The sequence below is a fragment of the Saccharomonospora halophila 8 genome (assembly GCF_000383775.1).
Lineage (GTDB): Bacteria > Actinomycetota > Actinomycetes > Mycobacteriales > Pseudonocardiaceae > Saccharomonospora > Saccharomonospora halophila.
Genome location: NZ_KB912586.1, coordinates 135188 through 151253, shown reverse-complemented (window position 1 = coordinate 151253; position 16066 = coordinate 135188). Strand labels below are relative to the sequence as shown.

The window sequence follows — 16066 nt, the reverse complement described above, 5'->3', positions numbered from 1 at the left end:
GGCAAGCCGAGCGAAAGGGAAGCACGATGTCCGAATCGGACCGCGCGAGCGGGTCACCCTGGATGAGGTTCTTTCACCCCGGGCGCCATCGCGAGGTCGTCGTCGTGTGCCTGCCGCATGCCGGAGGATCGGCGAGCTTCTACCGGGAGTGGGGCGCACACGTTCCCGAGGAGTTCGAGGTCGGCGTCATCCAGTACCCGGGACGGGAGGATCGTCTCGGAGAGCCGTGCGTCGACGACATGACCGTGATGGCCGATACGGTTACCGCGGCCCTCCGCCCGTACTTCGCCTCGTCGGTGGTGCTGTTCGGCCACAGTATGGGCGCGGCCGTGATGTACGAAGTGGCACGCCGGTGTGAGGCCGAGGGACTGTATCCCGATCTGCTCGTGGCGTCCGGACAGCCGGCGCCGCACTGCCGCGGTGGGAGGGTGCTGCACCGCGACGGCGACGAGGCTTTGATCGCGGAACTGCGACGGTTCTCCGAAACCAGCGAGGCCGTGTTGCGGAGCACCGAGATGCGCGAGCTCATGCTTCCGGCGATGCGGGCGGACTACAAGCTGATCGAGACTTACGAACCCGGGAGAACGGTCCGCCTCCGGACACCTTTGGCGGTGTTCCGTGGTCTGGATGACCCCGAGGTAAACGGGGTCGGTGCGCTCCGCTGGCGTGAGCTGACGGTCGGCGGCGAGTTGTACGCCCACCGGGTATTCGAGGGCGGACATTTCTACCTGCGGGAGCACCGGGACGCCGTCCTGACGGCGATGACCGGGTTGGTGCGGGAAGTGTGTGATCGGCATGGCCCGCCCCGGGTCCCGAACACGAGTCGGACCGGTACCGACGGCCCATCGTAATGGAGGAGATGTTTTCCGTGGATGAAATGTCGATTCCGACAGTTGAGCTGACTGAGCCCGAACGAGCGAGTATGGAGCGGTTGGCGCGGCGACTCGTGTCGGCGGCGGACGGGTTGATCGACTCGAGGGAGTGGGTCGCGGCCGTGCGAGACGCCTGGTCGAGCGCACCCGCGGGATTACGGTCGAGGCTGGCGGAGTTCCGGAGTGATTCCGGCCGGGACGGGGTTCTTCTGCTGCGTAATCTACCCGTGGACGCGGCGAACCTGCCGGACACTCCGAACGAGAAGGATTCGGTGCTGCGCGAGGCGACCGTGTCTGCCGCGACGCTGATGCTCGTCTCCCACGGGCTCGGTAGCCCGGTGGCCTTCCGCGCGGAGAAGTCCGGAGCACTGGTGCAGAACGTGGTACCCGTGCCGGGTAAGGAGGAGTTGCAGGCGAACTCCGGCTCGGTACGGCTCACGTTTCACACCGAGAACGCCTTCCATGAGCATCGACCGGACTTCGTGATGCTGCTCTGCGTGCGACCGGACCACGACGAGATCGCCGAGCTGTGTACTGTGAGCGCGCATCGGGTGGTGGCCCGACTGCCCGTCTCGGCACGCGAGACGTTGGCGACGACGAGCTTCGTCACCCAGGCACCGCCGTCGTTCGGTTCGGCTGGGGGCGGGTCCGGACGGCACGCGATCCTGTCCGGGGATCGTGACCGGCCTACGATGCGGGTTGACGAGGCCGCGACCGAGCCGGTGACCGCGGCGGGTGCGAAGGCGATGACCGAGCTGTCCGCGGCATTCGAGGACTGTTACCGTGCGATCCGATTACGATCGGGTGATCTCGCCGTCGTGGACAATCGTGCGGTGGTGCACGGGAGGTCGGCGTTCACGCCTCGCTACGATGGCCGTGACCGTTGGTTGCAACGCATGTTCGTGCTCACCGATCTCCGCTGTTCCCGGGAGTACCGTAAGGACGACGGGTACATCCTGGACGCCTAGACGCGCTCGTCCGCGCTGAACGGCCTGCCTCCCGGCCCCGGATCGTACCGGCGTGATATTCCTCGGGAAGCCGTTCACGGATCGCCGCGACGACCGTATCGGACAGTGGTAGGCGCCACACAGCGTAGACAGGTATCACCCGGTCAGTGCAGTTACACACGGGTGGTACATGTCATACTGAGAAAATGATCAACGTGGTAGTGGTGACCGATGTGGGAGTCACCCCGCCACCAGTGGTCGGTTCGTGGGTGCGCCCGGTATTCGCCACCCGGTTCCTTCGGTGGTCCCTCTTGTCCCTCGGCAAGGAGTCCGCAGAGTGAACAACAAAGTGACGTTCGGTGCCGTGCTCCGCCGAAGAAGGGAGGAGCGGGGTCTGTCCCTGCGCGGACTGGCCGGTCTGATCTGCTACAGCCCGGGCTGGTTGAGCAAGATAGAGAACGGTCTCGTCCGTCCCACCCTCCCGATGGCGATGTTGTGTGACCGGGAGCTCGCCACGGGCGCGGAGTTCGCGACCCTCGCTCGGGAGTTCGCCCAGCGGGACAGCGAATCCCCGACACCGGCCCAGCTCCCGCGGGAAACCGACGGCTTCATCGGACGCGAGCGCGAGATCGAGTTCCTGGACACGTCGTACGAGGGTTGCGACCGGATCCGGCGAGGAATGTTGGCGACCGTCGAGGGAAACGCCGGTACGGGAAAGACCGCGTTGGCTCTCCGTTGGGCGCACCGGGTCGCTGACAGGTTCGACGACGGGATCATGTTCGCCGGCCTCCAGGGTTACTCCGCGAATGCGAGACCACTCGACCCAGGACAAGTGCTCGGCGAGTTCCTCGTCGCGCTCGGGGTCGGGGAGAAGAACATCCCTTCACGCCAGGAACAGCGGGCGAGTCTCCTGCGTACCCTGACCGCGCGCCGCCGAATGTTGATCATACTCGACGACGCGGCCAGTTCGAGCCAGGTACAACCGTTGCTGCCGAGCGGCCACGACTGCGCGGTCGTGGTGACCAGTCGACGTCGACTGACAGGTCTGACGGTCCGGAACAAGGCGACATCGCTCACTTTGCGTCCGATGCTCGCCCGCGAGTCGGGCGAGGTACTCAGGTCGTTCCTCGGAGAAGCCGACTACGACGCGAAATCCGGAGCGTTTCAACGGCTGGCCCGACAGTGTGCGCACATCCCACTCGCGCTCCGGATCGTCGGCGCACGCCTGGCGTCGACCTCGTTACGCGTCGAGCATCTCGTCCGCGACCTCGCGGACCCGGAGACGAGACTCGATCTGCTGTCCGACGCCGAGGACGCCAGTCTGTCCATGCGGACCGCCCTGGAGCGCTCCTATCGCGATCTGGACAGGCAGAGCGCACGGATCTTTCGGGTGCTGGGACTGAGTTCTCCCGATACGGTTCCCCCGCTCGCCCGCGTTCTGAGCGAGTGTCCGCATCGGCGCGCACGTGAGGCCCTGCACCGTCTGGCGGATGTCCATCTCATCGGTGACTCCGATGGTGGGGCGTACGCACTCGACGAGTTGACCGGTGCCTTCGCGGCCGAGAAGGCACGCGGCGAGAACGACCGCGGATGTGTGGCCACTGTGAAACTGTTGGGCGCGACGGTGTGACCGCGTGGCCCCCGTTCGGCGGAACGGCGGAGGCGGTCGGCCGCCCGTAACGAGCCGATTCGTCACACCTGTCCCACGGTCGTCGCGTGAACGGTACGAATCGCGTGCAGACCCGGAGAGTCACCAGGACCGTCCCGGCCACCGGTCACCGGGACGCGCGGTTCGCAGTGCCGTCCGCAGTGTCGTCCGCAGTGCCGACCGCCGTAGCGGGACCGGTCGCTGACCGGCACACTCGTCGAAGGCCACCGATGTTGAGTACACCGCGCAACACGGAAACACTTTCCCGCCGAATGACGTCCGTATAAGGTCCCAGTCGAGGGCGATGTCTCTCGAAATACGTGGTCGCGACGAAAACGCGACCGACGAGAACGGAAGCGACGAGGCGTAAGGTCATGAACGCTCTTCCGGGGTAGCCGATGCGGATTCGCCGGGATGTTCCGAATCGAGGCGGGAGGAACAATGGGTGCGCTTGGGACGGACGAGAACTGCTTCGAAACGCCGGAGATGCGTGTGCACGACACGACGCACGCCGACACGGTTCGCGACGCGGCTTACTCGGCCGGAGTACTCCGATCGCGCAGGGACCGACTGGCCGAGACGATCGCCGTCGAAGGTGAATCGATGCGGTACTTCCCGGTGCTGTCCGTCCTGGCTCCGGTGATGACGCAGACAGAGGGAGAGATCACCTACCCCGGTGATCCGATGTGCTTGTACAGTGCGTTGAGCGTCGCCGTGCATCGGGCGGTCGCCGATGCCGGCCCGCTGAACGACGCGCGGCATTACAACGATCTTGCACCACAGTGGACACGGTATCCGTCGAAGGAATACCGGCTGCGTGTTCAGGATGACGGCTATCGGCCGTACCGTACGGATCCGAACACCGACGAGACGGTGTTCGATCCGCGTGTGTGGGACGAGATGTCGAGAGCCCGGTGGATCCAGTTACTCCGCGAGGTGCGACCGCGAGTGGTGCTCATCAGCGCCGTGTCACCGGCTCACCGGTACGCGTTGGAGATCGCGACGCTGGTGAAGGCCGAGGTGCCGCGGGCATTCGTCGTCCTGGGCGGTCGGCACGTCGACGAGACGATCAGCGTCGTGTCCGGCCGTTCGAGGGTCGTCCAACGGTCGAGCAGCACGCTGGCCGTCATGGCCGACGGGCGTGCACCTCGGGTGGTCGACGCCGTGGTCACCGGCGAGGCCTACTTCTCGCTGGACGTACTGATGCGGGCTCTGGCACTGTCCATGGACCTGACGGGACGGTGGGTGGATGCGGAAGAGGCGGTCGGTGCGTTGCGTTACCTGCTTCACCGGGACGGTCCGCCCGCAGGGAAGTCGGCGATCTATCTGGCGGACGCCTCGGGATCCGACGGAACCGTGCACGCGTTCCCGTTCGACGGGAGTTCGGTGGATCTCGCGTCGTTGCCCGCACCCTACGAGGCGTTCGCCATCCGATCGCATTTTCCGATCTTTTCCGATCCGGAAACCGGCCGAACGCTCCGGACCGCGCACTTCATGATGTCCAACTCGTGTCCCTATCAGTGCAATTTCTGCTCCGAATCGTCCTTGCTGAACACATTGAACCGCTTCAAGGGGGACGCCGTACACCGGGGAGTGGACCGGGTCTGCGAGTACGTCAGCTACGGTGCGGAATCAATATTCTTCGACGACTCGATCTTCTGGAGTGGGCGCTTCAGCGACATCATCTCGTTCTGCACCGAACTCCGGGATGCCCGGGAGTGTGCGCGGGCGGCCCTGCCGGCACGGTATCGCGAACTCCTGGACGAGACCGATATGGCCCGGTTCAAAAGACTCCAGTGGGGGGCACAGTTGACGGTCGACACCCTGGTCGCGCTCCACCGCAGACAGGAGTCGGCGGAGGTGTTGCGCCGGATGCGGGAGGCAGGGTGCAACTACGTGTATGTGGGTGTCGAGAGCATGTCCGAGCAGGTGATGGGGCATGTGCACAAGAACCTCCGTAAGACCGGGGACGGGAGTTGGCCCGGTAAGGTGCGTGACGCCGTGTCTCTGGTGAAGGATCAGGGCCTGCGGGTCGGTACGTCGGTACTGTTCGGGCTGGAGGGCGAGACCCGGGGCAGCATCGACGAGACGATCGAGGAGGTCGGTAAGTTGATCGACAATCGTCTCATCGACCTGGCCAGTCCGAACATCCTCACCTATCACCCGGCGACGCCGATCACGCGCAAGCACGGCATGCACGACAAGCTCGATTACCATTCACCCCGAGTGGACAACAGGCGACCCTACACGTATTTCGAGGAGGCGTTTCCGGGCGTCGTCTCCCGCTCGCTGAGCGAGGACGACATCTGGCATATCCACCGCGAGACCGAACACCGGTGGTCGAGTGTGCGTAACGATACGTCACCGGAAACCGGAGACCGGGTCCCGGGACTCGGTTCGGTCCCGCCCGCGACGAGCGGGCGGGAAGTGCCGGGTTGAGCGTTGCGTCGTGTTGATTCGGGGATGCGCGGTGGCGCCCGGGATCGTGTGGACGGGTGGGATTCCGTGGTAGCGCCGCACGAGTGCGGAAAAGGTTGATGTCCGGGGGTGGAGCATGGCTGTCGGTGAACGGGAGAGCGGCTGGGCCGGTATTCCGGACCTGGCGCGACGGGACGGGGAGAAATGGCACGGGGTCGGCGAGGGAGTGGTGTCGGCATGGGTGGCGGACATGGATTTCGCACCGGCTCCGGCGGTACGGGAGGCGCTCTCCCGCCGTTCGGCCACCGACCTGGGTTATCCGGCGTGGTTCGACCAGAGTGACGGTGGTCCACTGGGCGAGATCTACGCCGCGCGCACCAGTCGGCTTTTCGGCCATTCACCCGTCGCGGAGTACGTGCGCCTGTTCACCGACATCAATCACGCCCTCGGTGTGACCCTGCACGTGGCCACACAGCCCGGAGACGCGGTGCTCCTGCAGACGCCCGCGACGCCGCCGTTCACCGACGTCATCAGCCGACTCGGGCGTCGCCCGACGACCGTGCCGATGGTGCGGGCGGGTGACCGGTGGGTCGCCGACCTGGACGAGATCGAGACGAGAGTCCTCCGCGAGGGATGCCGGGTGCTGTTCCTCGTGAACCCGCACAACCCGACCGGACACGTCTACGAGCGGACGGAACTCGAGCGTTTGGCGGAGATCGCGTGTCGGCACGGTCTGCTCGTGGTCTCGGACGAGGTGCACGCGGAGCTGACGTACGAGCCACACCGACACATCCCGTTCGCCTCGTTGAGCGCCGAGGTCGCGGACCGGACGGTGACGTTGACCTCCGGGAGCAAGGCGTTCAACCTCGCCGGGATCCGGTGTGCTGTCGCCCATGTGGGAGCACGGGCTGTCCGGAAGGCACTGGATGCCCAGCACGGTCTGCTCTTCGGTCAGGTCGGTGTCCTCGCCGTGGAGGCGCTCAAGGCGGCCTGGACGGGTTCGGACGACTGGTTGACCGAGATCCGTGGCCGGTTGGCCCGTAACCGGCAACGTTTGAGCCAGGATCTCTCGCCCCGGATCGGGTTCGCGATGCCCGACGCCACGTACCTGGCATGGCTCGATTGTCGGGAGCTCGGCGTGGGCGATGCACCGTGGACGTACTTCCGGGAACAGGCCAGGGTTCTCCTGTTCGACGGAACCTCGTTCGGTGCGCAGGGACGGGGATTCGTTCGGTTGAACTTCGCCACGCCCGAAACGGTGCTGGACGTGATGATCGACCGGATCAACAACGCGGTCGAGGCGCTGCCGTCGTGAAACGTGGACGTTCGGGAACCGGAGTTCGATGGTCCTCACGGGTGGTCGTCGACGGGTGTCGATGATGGTGGCGCCATATCAGCGACGCGGATCGCCGGTTATCGCACCCGTTCCCAGCCCCGCCGTGCGATCCGGCTGTCCCGGGCGGCGTCGCGGCTGCGGTAGACGACGTAGGGCCGGATGAGGTAGCCCAGCGGCATCGAGAACACGCGCACCAGGCGGCTGGACGGCCAGAACGCGAATAGCGCCCACGCGGCGAGGGCGTGCAGCTGGAAGCCGAGGGTGGCCCGGGTCATCAGCTTCGGATCCGGCTGGAAGGAGAAGATCGACCGGAACCACGGGGACACGGTCTCGCGGTAGTCGTGCGGGCTCTCCGTGAGGTTTCCGAACACGGTCGTGCCGAGGCCGAGCACGATGGTGCCGAGCAGCAGCACGTACATGACCTTGTCGTTGCGGGTGGTGGCCGAGAACACCGGCCCGACGGTGCGGCGCCGGTAGACCGGGATCGCGGCGCCGACGAGGGTGGTGAACCCGACGACGACCCCGACCGCGACGGCCATGACGTGGTAGGCGGTGTCGCTGATGCCGACCGCCGCGGTCCAGGACTTCGGGATGAGCAGGCCGCCGACGTGCCCGACCGCGACGAGCAGGATGCCGAAGTGGAACAGTGGCTGCCAAGCCGCAGCAGCCGGTTCTCGTAGAGCTGGGAGGAGCGGGTGGTCCAGCCGAACTTGTCGTAGCGGTAGCGCCACACGTGCCCGATGACGAAGATCGCGATCGACACGTACGGGACGACGACCCACAGCAGGAGGTCCAGGGTGCCGGTCGTGGTCGGAATGCATACACTCGTCTCCTGGCGGGCGTGACGTCAACCTCCTGCCGCGCAACCGGTGTCCGGGTCCGGCGCTGCACGTGGCGTCAGCGTGGTGCGGAGTCCCGGTGGTGCGGGATGCCGTGGACGGTGTGGTGGGCGTAGCCGAGCGCCTCGTCGACCAGGCTCGCGAGATGGTCGCTGGTGATGCGGTAGAGCATGCGCCGCCCGTCCCGCCGTGCCTCGACCAGGCCGGCCAGCCGCAGTCGCCCGAGGTGCTGGGACACCGAGGAGCGCGAGGCCCCCACCTGCCCGGTCAGTGTGGTGACGTCCTGCTCGGTGCCCAACAGTCGCAGCAGACGCAACCGGGTGGGGTCGGCCAGCAGGCCGAGCACCTCCGCGGCCGCCCCGTACTGCTCGTCGGTGTACTCGGCCGGAGCCCCGTAGCGGTTGTTATGTGCGCACATGTTTGCATATTGTCGGATCGCAGCGGTGCGCCGCAAATGGACGGGCGCCCCGACCGGAGAGAGACGCGGGCAGGGTTTCATGGCTGATCAGCACGACCACGACCACGATCATCCCCACGGCCACGGCCACGGCCACGGCCACGGCCACGGCCACGGCCACGGCCACGGCCACGGGCCGGGGGCGGGAGTGTGGGCCCGGCTGCGGCACGCCGTCACCCCGCACAGCCACGACACGGCCGACCGGTTCGACCCGGCCTTGGAGACCAGTCGGCTGGGGATCCGCACGCTGGTGTGGTCGTTCGTGGCGCTGATGGTCACGGCGGCCGCGCAGGCCGCCATCGTGGCGGTCACCGCCTCCGTCGCGCTGCTGGGGGACACCATCCACAACTTCGCCGACGCGCTGACCGCGCTGCCAGTGGGCATCGCGCTGCTGCTGGGCCGGCGCGTGGCGACCCGCAGATTCACCTACGGGCTGGGGCGTGCCGAGGATCTGGCGGGGATCGTCGTGGTGGTGCTGATCGCGGCCTCCGCCGCGCTGGCCGGGTACGAGGCCGTGCGCAGACTGGCGGATCCGCAGCCGGTCGCCTATCTCTGGGCGGTGGGTGCCGCCGGGGTGGTCGGCTTCGCCGGCAACGAACTGGTGGCCCGCTGGCGGGTCCGGGTGGGTCGGCGGATCGGCTCGGCCGCGCTGGTGGCCGACGGGATGCACGCCCGCGCCGACGGTTTCACCTCGCTGGCCGTGGTCGGCGGCGCCGCCGGGGTCGGGTTGGGATTCCCGATGGCCGATCCGCTCATCGGGCTGGCCATCACCGTCGCGATCGCGTTCGTCGGCTACGGCGCGGCCAGGGAGGTCGGCGGCCGGTTACTGGACGCGGTCGACCCCGCGCTCGTGTCGGCGGCCGAGCGTGCCGCCGTGGAGGTGGACGGTGTGTCCGGTGTCGACGCGGTGCGGATGCGCTGGATCGGGCACAGCCTGCGCGCGGAACTGTCGGTGTCGGTGCCCGCGGACCGGACGGTGCAGCAGGCGCACACCACCGCGCACGCCGTCGAACACGCCCTGGTGCACGCCGTGCCCCGGCTCAGCGCCGCTGTGGTGCACACCGAGCCCGACACCGGCGCAGAGGCCGCCCACCGCGAACTCGCCCACCACCGCTGAGCAGGACACGCCACGGCGGGTGTCCCGCTGCCGCTGGGGACCGTGCGCCCGCACCGACAGCGGGGCGGTTCCTCACGCGATCGTCGCCGGGTCGCCGTCGACGGCGGCACTCAGCCGGGGTGTGAGCCAGTCGAGCAGGTACGGCAGGCTCAGCACGGACACGTGGGAGAAGGCGGCGCCGTGATCGCCCGTCTCGTCGACGAGGACCTCCCGTTTCTCCTGCGCCACCGGCAGATCGTTGTAGAGCGGATCCTCCCGGAGCCGTGCACCCGCGTCCCCGGTCCGCCAGACGATGACGTCGGTGTCGAGCAGGTCGGCGCGCTCCCGACTGAGGTTCGCACCCCATTCGTTGTCGACGACCCGGTCGAGGTCGGGAGGCAGCGAGAAGCCGAGCTCGGTGAGGATCCGGGACCGGTGATCGCTGCGGCCGTAGACGAAGTAGCCGTCGTGCGGAGCGGCCACGACCGCGCTCGCGCCGTCGAACTCGGGGTGCTCCCGGCGGCTCCGCGCGAAACGGTCCTCGACGTCGGCGACCAGCCGCCGCGCCTCGGCCGGTTTGCCGACCGCCTTGCCGACCGTCGTGGTGAGCTCCTGCCAGGGGATCCCGTAGTCGGCGTGGTCCCGCGGTGGGGCCACCGTCGGTGCGATCCGGGAGAGTTTGGCGTAGTCCTCCGCCGACATCGCCGAGTACAGCCCGACGATGAGGTCGGGGTCGAGGTCGGCGATCTTCTCGAACCGGATGCCGTTCCTGTCGCGGAGGACCTCGGGCGTCGGCGCCTCGCCGAGGGCATCCTGAGCCCAGGGGCCGAGGGCGCCCGGATGGTCGCCGAGCCAGTGCGTGGTCGCCACGGGGACGACCCCGAGAGCGATGAGCGCATCCTGGTCGGTGTATCCGACGGTGACCACCCGCTGCGGTGCCCGTTCGATGGTGGTCGAGCCGTAGCGGTGTTCCAGGGTCACCGGGAGTGCCCCGGGCTCCGGCCGCACCGTGGGACGGTCCGCCTGCTCCGCCCGCACCCGCTCCTCCGGGGTGTTCGAACAGGCGGCCGTGAGGAGAGCGAACGCGGCCAGCAGGGCGGAGACCACCGGGCGGCGCCGTGAAGTGGGAACATGCGACATGTGATTAGGATTGCCTAACCAAACCTTGTGGTCAAGACCGGAGCGGCGTGGACCACCGGATCAGGACGTGTCCGCTGCGGCCGGACCATGCGTAGACCTGCCCTCGTCGGGGCACCCACGGCGTGGAGGTGGTCCGGTGCGGGAACGGACGGACGTGGTGGACACGATCACCATGCGGTGGTTGGAGCACGGCGAGGGGACCCCGGTCGTGTTCGTGCACGGTATTCCGACCTCACCGGAGTTGTGGCGGCACGTGCTGCCGAGGGTCACCGGCGCCCGGTGTCTGGCGTGGGAGATGGTGGGCTACGGCCAGAGCATCCCCGCCGGCCGGGACCGGGACATCTCGGTCGCCCGGCAGGCCGCGTACCTCGACAGCTGGCTCCGTCACCTGGGCATCGAGCGTCCCGTGCTCGTCGGCCAGGACCTCGGCGGCGGGGTCGCGCAGATCCTCGCCGCGCGTGCGCCCGAGCGGGTCACGGGGCTCGTCCTGACCAACAGCATCGGCTACGACTCCTGGCCGATCCCGAGTGTGATGATGATGCAACGTCTCGCGCCCGGGCTGCGGTTCGCGCCCGACGTGGCGCTCTATCCGATGTTCGTGGCACTTCTGCGTCGCGGACACGACGACCGGGCGCGGGCGGGGGAGTCGATCGGCGTTCACTGGCGCCACTACGCCGCCCACGGTGCGGCCCGGAGTCTCGTGCGCCAGGTGTCGGCGTTGCACGTCGAGGACACCCTCGCGGTCGTCGACCGACTGCCCGAACTCGGCCTGCCCGCGCGCGTCGTGTGGGGCGAGGCGGATCGGTTCCAGAAGGTCTCCTACGGACAGCGACTGGCCGACGACCTCGGTACGACCCTGGAACGCATCGACGGCGGCCGGCATTTCACACCGGAGGATCATCCGGACCGGATCGCCGCGGCGGTCGACGACCTGATCACGACATCGGGCTAGCCTGTCCGCGAGTGCGCACTCCTCAGGCGCAGGGGAACCACTGCGCCGCGGCCGTGGCGCGTGCCCGGTCCTCGGCGAAGCGTCCGCGGACCTCGGCGATGGCCGTCGCCAACGGGAAGAGGTCGCGGGTGACCAGCTGGTCGGCGTGGTCGGCGCCCACCGGGTGCCAGTAGACACCGTCGCTGGTGACCGTGACCTCGGGCACCAGCGAGTCGACGGTGAGCTCCACGCCGGTGTCGGCGAGCCCACGGCGGGCGACCTGGCGGATCACCTGGTCGTGGCGGGCGATGTCCAGGGAGTCGAGGAATTCGCGGAACGGTTCCCCTTCGTGCGCCTGCTCGGGTTGCAGTGTCGCGGCCACCCGGACCCGGAATCCTTCCGCACGGGCGAGACGGATCCCCGCCACGGCGCGTTCCCACGAGCCCCGGCCGCGGTGGGCGTCGTGCCGTTCGGGATCGGCGGAGTCCAGGCTGATCTGCAGCGCCAGTCGGTCCCGGTCCATCCGGCGCAGCGCGTCCAGCCGCCGCCCCCGGAACAACATCCCGTTGGTGAGCAGGGTCGTGGGCAGCGCGGTGGTGCACGTGGCGACGAGCTCGTCGATGTCCGGCAGCAGCATCGGCTCGCCGCCGGTGAGCAGCAGTTCGGCGACGCCCGCGTCGACGGCCTCGTCGGCGAGCCTGCGTACCCGGTCGAGGCCCAGCGCGCGGCGCGGCGTGCGCGGTGCGGAACGGGCGCAGCAGTAGTCACACGCCAGGTTGCAGTCGAAGTTGGTGTACATCCACAGCCGGGTTCCGGGCACCTGCTCCGGCGCGAGTCCCGCGAACGGGTCGGGTGCCCGGCCGCGGCGCACCACGGCCACGTCGCCGCGTACCGCGACCAGCTCGTTGCCGGTGCGGGCGCACCACGCCCGGACGGTGTCCGCCCCTTCCGGGGGATGGTTGCCCAGCGGAATTTCCACCGTCGACCCGGATGCCGCCGCGGAGACGCGTTGCACCAGGTCGAGGACCAGGGGGCTCACCACCATTCCGGGATGCCCTGCCGTCGGACGGCCTCGAACAGGGAGTCGTACCCGTCGAGCCGGGGTTCGACCCACTGCCGCAGACCCTCCATCTCCAGAATGGGCCGGTGCCGCGGGTCGTTCCAGTCCATCGCGAGCAGCTGCTCCACCCACGGGCGTACCCGCTCCTCGGTCACGTGTGGCAACACCGTGAAGTTGCAGTGCGAGTACGTCGGTGACTCCCAGACCACCTCGAAGGCCCCCGGCATCAATTCCTCGCGGCCGATCGCCTCCCAGGTGTTGATTCCGATGGCCGCGGCGTCCGCCCGGTCGTCCAGCACGGCGCGCAGCGCGTCCAGTTCGCTGCGCCCGGTGTCGCCGTGCTTGCCCACGTCGCTGTCGATGCGCAGCAGCTTCACCTCGCCGTCGCGGACCCCGGCCTGGTCGAGGAAATGGACGGGCAGGATCGCGGCCTGTGCCGAGTCCTTCGAGCCGAGCGCGAGTGTCCGGTCCCGGAGTCCGTGCAACCCCTCGATCGCACTGCCGGTGCGGGCCACGATCACGGTGCGGAACTCAGCGTCCGTGTCGCGCATCGCCAGCGCGCGGCAGGCGCCGCCGGTGCGGGCGACGGTGCGCACCCATGCCAGGTTGGTGTTCCACGCGATGTCGATCGTGCCGTCCAGCAGGGCCTCGACCTGCCTGCCGTAGTGGGAGAACAGCACGAAATCCATCTCGGCGGGACCCTCCGCGAAGTAGTCCCGGAGTCCTTCCCAGATGGTCACCACGTTCGGTGTGTAGGCGACCGATCCGACGAGCAGTGGTGTGTCCACAGGTCGTCCTCCTCCTCAGAACAGCGGTTGCCCGGTGAGGGCCTTGCCGTAGAAGTCGTAGAGCGCGTCCGCGGTCGGGGCCATCACGTGCCCGGCGCGGGCGTCGCGGAAGTAGCGGTCGATGCGCAGGTGCTCGGAGAACGCGGCACCACCGCAGACCCGCATCGCCGCGTCGGTGATCCGCAGCGCCGCGTCGTTGGCGGCGGCCTTGACCCCGAGGACGTGCAGCATGGTGTCGTCGCGGGGGTCGACGAGACGGCCGGCCGCGCGGTCGAGGTAGGCACGGGTGCTGTCCAGGTCGAGCGACATCCGGGCCAGTTGTGCGCGGATGGTGGGCAGCGCGGACAGACTCTCGTTCCGGTGTTCGAGCGTGGCCGTGCCGACGTGCCCGACCGCGGTGTGCAGGGCCGCCTCGCACAGGCCGACCGAGACGGCGGCGTTGCCGAGGTTGAACCACGGCAGCACCGTCCGCATCATCAGGTCGAACCCGGCGCCCTCACCGCCGAGCCGGTGACCCTCGGCCACCTCGACGTCGAAGAACATCGGTGCCGAGGCGTTGCCCCGCAGACCCATCCCGCGGAACTCGCCGGTCACGTCGACGCCCGGGGCCTCGGCGGGAACCGCGAAGAAGTCGACCGTGTCGGTGTCCGGGGACCGCGTCGACGCGACGTAGACGTCCGCGTGTCCGGCGGTGGTCACCCAGCTCTTCGTCGCGCGCAGCCGCAGTTCCGCGCCCTCGCGGTGGGCCTGCGACACCGGTGCCCAGAAGTGGGAACGGGAGCCCGGTTCGGACAGCGCCAGCGAGGCGAGCGTCTTGCCCGAGGCGAGTTCCGGGAGGAGGTCGTCGAGGCCGGGCGGGGGCGCCGCGGCGAGCGGCATCGCGGCACTGACGTGCATCAGATAGATCATCGCCGTGGACCCGCACTCCCGGGCGAGCGCGCTGGTCACCTCGGCGAACTCGCGCGGCCCCTGCCCGAGCCCGCCCGCGCTCTCCGGAAGAGTGAGGCCGAGCAGGCCGGACTGGCGAAGCTCGGTGACGGCCTCGTCGGGAAACCGTGCCGTGGCGTCCACGTCGGCCGCCGCTTCCCGGGCGGCGGCGAGCACGGGGTCGAGGCAGGAGGTGAGGTCCATCGATTCACTGTTCCTTCCGGTTCGGGGAGGTTCGGCGTGCAGCGAACCCGACGGCCAGTAACCCGGCCGCGAGCGCGAGCAGGACGGACAGGGTCGAGCCGTCGCCTTCGAGCCAGTTCGGTGAGCGTCCGGCCTGCACGAGTTGGATGATCGCGGCCGCGGCGAACGCGACACCGGAGGCGAGGACGAGCAGCGGTTTCCGCAGCAGGCCCCCGAGCAGTCCCAGCGCGCTGAGCGCCAGGATCACGACGAGGCCGACCCCCTGTATCTGCAGGAAGTCGTACGGGCGGTAGGCGCCGTCGGAGAAGGTGAACACGAAGGTCAGCAATCCGCCGACACCCAGTGCGACGGCGGCGCGGTCGAGCCTTCCGCCGTTCATGCGAGCCTCGCCAGACCACGCGCGACGGCATTCGGGGAGGTGACCATGATCGGTCGGAGGACACCGTCGAGACCGAAGCCGCGCCCCGCGGCGGTGGCGAACAACGCGAGATGCACCAGGATCATCAGGTAGTAGGACCAGTGCCACTCGTTCGGTGCATTCAGTACCGACAGCGCGATGGCCGAGGACTGGACGATTCCCAGCACGGCCCACAACCGGGTCGCCAACCCGATCAGCAGGAACGCGCCGAGGCCCGCCTCCACGAGCAGCGTGAGCCAACCGAACAGCACGAAGTTCGGCAGGACGACGTGCTCCACGAGCCACGCGAACGGTCCGAGGACCGGATACTCCACGGCGTAGCGGGTGAAGTGGTAGAGGCCGCCGCCGCTGCGCTCGCCGAAGTCCGGGGGGATCTTCCACGCCGCGTTCTGGATCCACAGGAACGCGACGCCGATCCGCACGAACGCCATGACTCCACGGGTCGTCCGCGAACCACCGTCCGCCGTGCCGGCGGCGGGCACCGATGCCATGTCACGCCCCTCCCGACGCCGTTCAGGGAAGTCGACGCGGAGTGCCGGCGCAAACGGGATGCCACGGTGGAGTGAACGTCCGCACGGTTTTCGGCTCCCGCGTGCCCGCGTCCGGGCATCGTCGGCGTGCGGACGCCCGAACCGCGGGCAGTCGTGTCCGCGGGGCACCGCTGGGTGCGTGTGAGGTGCGTGTCGTCGCAGCGGGGCCTAGCGTCGACCGGAACGGGTGCGCGGTGGTCCCGGATGCGCGCGCGACGCACGCGGGGTGGCGATTGAGGGGAGCGAGATGGCGCAGCAGTACGACGTGGTCGTGCTCGGAGGCGGGGCGACCGGGGAGAACGCGGCCGCCTACGCCCGGGAGCACGGACTGAGCGCCGTGGTGGTGGAAAACGAACTGATCGGTGGACAGTGCTCCTACTGGGCGTGCATGCCGAGCAAGGCGCTGCTGCGGCCGGGTGAGGCGCTGGCCGCCGCCCGCCGGGTGCCGGCCGCCG

At 68.8% G+C, this 16066-nt stretch carries 15 protein-coding genes and 1 pseudogene; 8 read left to right on the top strand and 8 right to left on the bottom strand.

What is annotated here, in order from left to right; translation table 11 throughout:
- Nucleotides 1-26 precede the first annotated feature (26 nt).
- From SACHA_RS0119215 to SACHA_RS0119195, 5 genes are all read left to right on the top strand, one after another.
- Complete coding sequence (locus SACHA_RS0119215; RefSeq protein ID WP_039739834.1) at nucleotides 27-851, top strand: thioesterase II family protein; 825 nt, start codon at nucleotides 27-29, stop codon at nucleotides 849-851.
- Nucleotides 852-922: 71 nt separating this feature from the next.
- Entirely contained in the window at nucleotides 923-1840 is a 918-nt protein-coding gene (locus SACHA_RS0119210; RefSeq protein WP_019812381.1) for a TauD/TfdA family dioxygenase, read from the top strand.
- Nucleotides 1841-2156: 316 nt separating this feature from the next.
- A complete protein-coding gene (locus tag SACHA_RS23205) occupies nucleotides 2157-3449 on the top strand; it encodes a helix-turn-helix domain-containing protein (protein ID WP_019812379.1) in 1293 nt (430 codons plus the stop codon).
- A gap of 621 nt (nucleotides 3450-4070) precedes the next feature.
- Nucleotides 4071-5906 carry a B12-binding domain-containing radical SAM protein gene (locus SACHA_RS0119200; RefSeq protein ID WP_157601763.1) on the top strand — a complete coding sequence of 612 codons (1836 nt, stop codon included), beginning with the start codon at nucleotides 4071-4073 and terminating at the stop codon, nucleotides 5904-5906.
- Between the two features lie 115 nt (nucleotides 5907-6021).
- The gene (locus SACHA_RS0119195; RefSeq protein WP_019812375.1) at nucleotides 6022-7200 is read left to right on the top strand and encodes a MalY/PatB family protein; all 1179 of its coding nucleotides are present in this window, start codon (nucleotides 6022-6024) and stop codon (nucleotides 7198-7200) included.
- Nucleotides 7201-7298: 98 nt separating this feature from the next.
- On the opposite strand, the pseudogene narI reads toward SACHA_RS0119195, so the two are convergent.
- Nucleotides 7299-8038, bottom strand: a pseudogene (narI, locus tag SACHA_RS23200) (respiratory nitrate reductase subunit gamma).
- An 80-nt stretch (nucleotides 8039-8118) separates the two neighbouring features.
- Complete coding sequence (locus SACHA_RS0119185; protein WP_019812372.1) at nucleotides 8119-8478, bottom strand: ArsR/SmtB family transcription factor; 360 nt, start codon at nucleotides 8476-8478, stop codon at nucleotides 8119-8121.
- 79 nt (nucleotides 8479-8557) lie between these two features.
- On the opposite strand from SACHA_RS0119185, the gene SACHA_RS0119180 reads away from it, so the two are divergent.
- The gene (locus tag SACHA_RS0119180) at nucleotides 8558-9634 is read left to right on the top strand and encodes a cation diffusion facilitator family transporter (RefSeq protein WP_019812371.1); all 1077 of its coding nucleotides are present in this window, start codon (nucleotides 8558-8560) and stop codon (nucleotides 9632-9634) included.
- Between the two features lie 72 nt (nucleotides 9635-9706).
- On the opposite strand, the gene SACHA_RS0119175 is transcribed toward SACHA_RS0119180, so the two are convergent.
- A complete protein-coding gene (locus SACHA_RS0119175) occupies nucleotides 9707-10753 on the bottom strand; it encodes an iron-siderophore ABC transporter substrate-binding protein (protein ID WP_039739831.1) in 1047 nt (348 codons plus the stop codon).
- Between the two features lie 136 nt (nucleotides 10754-10889).
- Between SACHA_RS0119175 and SACHA_RS0119170 the strand changes: the two genes are divergently transcribed.
- Complete coding sequence (locus SACHA_RS0119170) at nucleotides 10890-11705, top strand: alpha/beta fold hydrolase (protein WP_019812369.1); 816 nt, start codon at nucleotides 10890-10892, stop codon at nucleotides 11703-11705.
- Between the two features lie 22 nt (nucleotides 11706-11727).
- Here SACHA_RS0119170 and SACHA_RS0119165 read toward each other — a convergent pair whose 3' ends face one another.
- Genes SACHA_RS0119165 through SACHA_RS0119145 form a run of 5 tightly spaced genes read right to left on the bottom strand, consistent with a single transcriptional unit; the run spans nucleotide 11728 to nucleotide 15512 of the window.
- Nucleotides 11728-12729 carry an Rv1681 family radical SAM protein gene (locus tag SACHA_RS0119165; RefSeq protein WP_028663353.1) on the bottom strand — a complete coding sequence of 334 codons (1002 nt, stop codon included), beginning with the start codon at nucleotides 12727-12729 and terminating at the stop codon, nucleotides 11728-11730.
- Nucleotides 12720-13532, bottom strand: a complete 813-nt coding sequence (locus tag SACHA_RS0119160) for an Rv1680 family SBP-like protein (RefSeq protein WP_019812365.1) — start codon at nucleotides 13530-13532, stop codon at nucleotides 12720-12722. The genes SACHA_RS0119165 and SACHA_RS0119160 overlap by 10 nt, the downstream gene beginning before the upstream one ends.
- 15 nt (nucleotides 13533-13547) lie before the next feature.
- Complete coding sequence (gene fadE16 / locus SACHA_RS0119155; RefSeq protein WP_019812363.1) at nucleotides 13548-14663, bottom strand: Rv1679 family acyl-CoA dehydrogenase; 1116 nt, start codon at nucleotides 14661-14663, stop codon at nucleotides 13548-13550.
- Between the two features lie 4 nt (nucleotides 14664-14667).
- The gene (locus SACHA_RS0119150) at nucleotides 14668-15042 is read right to left on the bottom strand and encodes an Rv1678 family membrane protein (RefSeq protein WP_019812362.1); all 375 of its coding nucleotides are present in this window, start codon (nucleotides 15040-15042) and stop codon (nucleotides 14668-14670) included.
- A complete protein-coding gene (locus SACHA_RS0119145) occupies nucleotides 15039-15512 on the bottom strand; it encodes a TQO small subunit DoxD (RefSeq protein ID WP_019812361.1) in 474 nt (157 codons plus the stop codon). Before SACHA_RS0119145 ends, SACHA_RS0119150 begins: the two co-directional genes overlap by 4 nt.
- 346 nt (nucleotides 15513-15858) lie before the next feature.
- On the opposite strand from SACHA_RS0119145, the gene SACHA_RS24195 reads away from it, so the two are divergent.
- On the top strand, nucleotides 15859-16066 hold a 208-nt coding region (locus SACHA_RS24195), incomplete at its 3' end, for an FAD-dependent oxidoreductase (RefSeq protein WP_039739828.1).

Bases quoted from the DNA above. Each gene is read 5' to 3' on its own strand.
- SACHA_RS0119215 (WP_039739834.1), top strand. From the start codon at position 27: ATGTCCGAATCGGACCGCGCGAGCGGGTCACCCTGGATGAGGTTCTTT.
- SACHA_RS0119210 (WP_019812381.1), top strand. From the start codon at position 923: ATGGAGCGGTTGGCGCGGCGACTCGTGTCGGCGGCGGACGGGTTGATC.
- SACHA_RS0119200 (WP_157601763.1), top strand. From the start codon at position 4,071: ATGCGGTACTTCCCGGTGCTGTCCGTCCTGGCTCCGGTGATGACGCAG.
- SACHA_RS0119195 (WP_019812375.1), top strand. From the start codon at position 6,022: ATGGCTGTCGGTGAACGGGAGAGCGGCTGGGCCGGTATTCCGGACCTG.
- SACHA_RS0119185 (WP_019812372.1), bottom strand. From the start codon at position 8,478: ATGTGCGCACATAACAACCGCTACGGGGCTCCGGCCGAGTACACCGAC.
- SACHA_RS0119180 (WP_019812371.1), top strand. From the start codon at position 8,558: ATGGCTGATCAGCACGACCACGACCACGATCATCCCCACGGCCACGGC.
- SACHA_RS0119175 (WP_039739831.1), bottom strand. From the start codon at position 10,753: ATGTCGCATGTTCCCACTTCACGGCGCCGCCCGGTGGTCTCCGCCCTG.
- SACHA_RS0119165 (WP_028663353.1), bottom strand. From the start codon at position 12,729: ATGGTGGTGAGCCCCCTGGTCCTCGACCTGGTGCAACGCGTCTCCGCG.
- fadE16 (WP_019812363.1), bottom strand. From the start codon at position 14,663: ATGGACCTCACCTCCTGCCTCGACCCCGTGCTCGCCGCCGCCCGGGAA.
- SACHA_RS0119150 (WP_019812362.1), bottom strand. From the start codon at position 15,042: ATGAACGGCGGAAGGCTCGACCGCGCCGCCGTCGCACTGGGTGTCGGC.
- SACHA_RS0119145 (WP_019812361.1), bottom strand. From the start codon at position 15,512: ATGGCGTTCGTGCGGATCGGCGTCGCGTTCCTGTGGATCCAGAACGCG.